General features: G+C 66.4%; 6 protein-coding genes. All 6 read right to left on the bottom strand.

What is annotated here, in order from left to right; all coding sequences use genetic code 11:
• A partial coding sequence (locus tag WC555_RS15490; RefSeq protein WP_373255019.1) for a 2Fe-2S iron-sulfur cluster-binding protein occupies positions 1-271 on the bottom strand: 271 nt, incomplete at its 3' end.
• Positions 271-645 carry a hypothetical protein gene (locus WC555_RS15485; protein ID WP_373255016.1) on the bottom strand — a complete coding sequence of 125 codons (375 nt, stop codon included), beginning with the start codon at positions 643-645 and terminating at the stop codon, positions 271-273. The genes WC555_RS15490 and WC555_RS15485, both read right to left, overlap by 1 nt.
• 3 nt (positions 646-648) lie before the next feature.
• Complete coding sequence (gene nuoF / locus WC555_RS15480; RefSeq protein WP_373255015.1) at positions 649-1,962, bottom strand: NADH-quinone oxidoreductase subunit NuoF; 1,314 nt, start codon at positions 1,960-1,962, stop codon at positions 649-651.
• Positions 1,963-1,964: 2 nt separating this feature from the next.
• The gene (locus WC555_RS15475) at positions 1,965-2,210 is read right to left on the bottom strand and encodes a hypothetical protein (RefSeq protein ID WP_373255014.1); all 246 of its coding nucleotides are present in this window, start codon (positions 2,208-2,210) and stop codon (positions 1,965-1,967) included.
• Complete coding sequence (locus WC555_RS15470; RefSeq protein ID WP_373255013.1) at positions 2,210-2,494, bottom strand: hypothetical protein; 285 nt, start codon at positions 2,492-2,494, stop codon at positions 2,210-2,212. Before WC555_RS15470 ends, WC555_RS15475 begins: the two co-directional genes overlap by 1 nt.
• Positions 2,491-3,159: an NADH-quinone oxidoreductase subunit NuoE gene (gene nuoE, locus WC555_RS15465; RefSeq protein WP_373255011.1), complete on the bottom strand. Its 669-nt coding sequence runs from the start codon at positions 3,157-3,159 to the stop codon at positions 2,491-2,493. Before nuoE ends, WC555_RS15470 begins: the two co-directional genes overlap by 4 nt.
• Positions 3,160-3,205: the final 46 nt, after the last annotated feature.

Raw genomic sequence — 3,205 nt, 5'->3', positions numbered from 1 at the left:
GGAACTCCATCACCCCTTCGCGGGCCTTCTTGACCATCGGCGTGTCGGTGAAGATTTCCTGTCCCTCGGCGGCCGGCAGGGCGCACGACGCCTGCGGCTTCGGCGGTCCGGGCTTCACCTCGACCAGGCACATGCGGCAGTTGCCGGCGATCGACAGCCGCTCGTGATAGCAGAAGCGCGGAATTTCCTGTCCAGCGCGCTCGGCGACCTGGAGCACGGTCATGCCGGGCTCGAACTCGGTTTCAACGCCGTTGACCTTGGCGACGGGCATCAGCGGGCCTCTTGTTTGGCGGCGGGAGCCGCCATCTGGACATCAACCGACATCGCACGACCGTCGCGGAACAGGCCCACTTGGTCGCCGTCTGCCCGGCATTCGAAACTCAGCACGCCGCCGTCTACCGGCGCCGGCCAGGAGACCTCGGCCAGACCCTCGCCGGCGGCCTTGAAGGTCACGACGTCGCCGGTCTGACCGAACATGCGGTTGACCACGTCGCGGCACGCGCCCTCGAGATCGGTCGCCGTCGTCGGGACCGGAGCCGGGGCCATGGCCTCGGGAGCGGCCGGCGCCTGGGGCGCAGCCTTCTCCGCCTCGCCGCAAGCGGCGAGGATCGGCAGGGCCAGCATCATGATGAGGGCCCGGCGCATCCCCTACTCCGCCGCGATCGCGTGGCCGGCGAAGTTCGCGCGGGCCGAGCGGTAGGACTGGATACGGTCCTCGATCTCGTGACGGAAATGCCGGATCAGGCCCTGCACAGGCCAGGCGGCGGCGTCGCCGAGGGCGCAGATGGTGTGGCCCTCGACCTGACCCGCGACGTCGAGCAGCAGGTCGATCTCCGACGGATCGGCCTCGCCCACGGCCATCCGCTCCAGCACGCGCCACATCCAGCCGGTGCCTTCACGGCACGGCGTGCACTGGCCGCAGCTCTCATGCTTGTAGAAATAGCTGATGCGGGCGATCGCCTTCACCAGGTCGGTGTCGTTGTCCATCACGATGACGGCGGCGGTCCCGAGGCCCGAACGCATCTCGCGCAGGCTGTCGAAGTCCATCAGCGCCGTTTCCGACATCTCACGGGTGATCAGCGGAACCGACACGCCGCCGGGAATAACGGCCTTCAGATTGCCCCAGCCGCCGCGCACGCCGCCGCAATGCTCTTCCAGCAGCTGACGCAGCGGGATCGACATGGCCTCTTCGACATTGCACGGGCGGTTTACATGGCCCGAGATCGACATCAGCTTGGTGCCGGTGTTGTTGGCCCGGCCAAAGCCCGCGAACCAGTCGGCGCCGCGACGCAGGATGGTGCCGACGACGGCGATCGATTCGACGTTGTTCACCGTGGTCGGGCAGCCATAGAGGCCGGCGCCGGCCGGGAACGGCGGCTTCAGGCGCGGCTGGCCCTTCTTGCCTTCCAGGCTCTCCAGCAGGGCGGTCTCTTCGCCGCAGATATAGGCGCCGGCGCCGTGGTGGATATAGACGTCGAAGTCCCAGCCGTGGACGTTGTTCTTGCCGATCAGTCTGGCCTCATAGGCCTGCTTGACCGCCGCCTCCATCCGCTCGCGCTCGAGCACATATTCGCCGCGCAGATAGATGTAGCAGGCGTTGGCCTGCATCGCGAAGGAGGCGATCAGACAGCCTTCGATCAGCAGGTGGGGATCATGACGCATGATCTCCCGGTCCTTGCAGGTGCCGGGCTCGGACTCGTCGGCGTTGACGACCAGATAGTGCGGCCGATCCTTCACCTCCTTGGGCATGAAGGACCACTTCAGCCCGGTCGAGAAGCCGGCGCCGCCGCGACCGCGCAGGCCCGAGGCCTTCACATTGTTGATGAGCCAGTCCCGGCCCATGTCCAGCATGTCCCTGGTGGCGTTCCAGCAGCCGCGGTTCTTCGCCCCTTCCAGACCCCAGTCATGGAGCCCGTACAGGTTGGTGAAGATACGGTCCTTGTCTTCGAGAATGCCGACCATGGTCAGTCGCGTCTCCTGCCGAGGCTGTCGCCCTGGTTCATCTTGTGACGTCCCCACAGTGCGAGCCCTGCGCCGATCAAGCCCATGACCCCGCCCACCATGGCGAAGATTTCGCCGTCCTCGCCGAGCACGCCCAGAAGGCCAGCTCCGGCCAGACAGGCCCCGATGGCCACATCGCCCAGTCCCATCCAGAAGAACAGGCGGCCGGCCGTAAAGGCGTCCATCGGCTTGTCGTTCGCGTTCGCCATTACAGACCCTCCGCCAGACGGCGACGGTTATAGCGGGTCCGCACGAAGGTCGCGGCCAGGAACAGGGCCCAGCCCAGCGCCAGCATGCCGTAGCCGACGTTGGTGGCGATCCCCGCATCAGTGATCCCCGCGTCGGCGATCCATCCCTGACGGACGGCCACGATCAGGACCGCCGCCGCCACGATCAGCACCAGCCCGCCCAGACGCAGCGGCCAACCGACGCGCTTCAGCTCCCGGCGGTAGGCCGCCCGGCCTTCATCCGTGTCCAGATCGGGACGCGTCATGCCGGCGTCTCGACAGGTTCGCTGTTCGGCAGCGTCTTGATCGGCTTGGCGGCCGATCCATCATACAGCTTCGGATCGGTCAGGGTCAGGGCCCCGCCCTCCGGGGCCGAGTTGACCCGATCGATGCGCGTCCCGGCCTTGGGCTTTTTGCCGGCGGCGAAGTCGTCGATGATGCTGTTCATGTCCGAGGCCGTCAGGTCCTCGAAATAGTAGTCGTTGATCATGGCCATGGGCGCGTTGACGCAGGCGCCCAGGCACTCGACCTCTTCCCAGTAGAATTTGCCGTCGGCCGACAGGGTCTGTTTCGGCCCGATGCGGTCCTTGCAGACCTTCATCAGCTCGCCCGAGCCGCGCAGCATGCAGGGCGTCGTTCCGCAGACCTGGATCAGGGCGGCCGAGCCGACCGGCTCCAGCATGAACATGGTGTAGAAGGTCGCGACCTCCAGCACCCGGATATAGGCCATGCCCAACAGGTCGGCGATGGCGCGCAGGGCCGGCTCGGAGACCCAGCCCTCCTGCTTCTGCACCAGCCAAAGGATCGGGATCACCGCAGACTGTTTGCGGTCGGCGGGGTATTTCTGGATCCACCAGTCGCACTTGGCCTTCGTCGCCTTGGAGAAGGCGAAGGAGTCCGGCTGAACCTTGGCGAGACGACGAACCGACATCAGACGTCCATTTCTTCAACAACGATGCCTTCGCCGAGCATCTTCT

Origin of the sequence: Brevundimonas sp. (genome assembly GCF_041648615.1) — a bacterium.
In the GTDB taxonomy this organism is placed as follows: domain Bacteria; phylum Pseudomonadota; class Alphaproteobacteria; order Caulobacterales; family Caulobacteraceae; genus Brevundimonas.
This window is presented reverse-complemented; position numbering and strand designations above follow the sequence as displayed.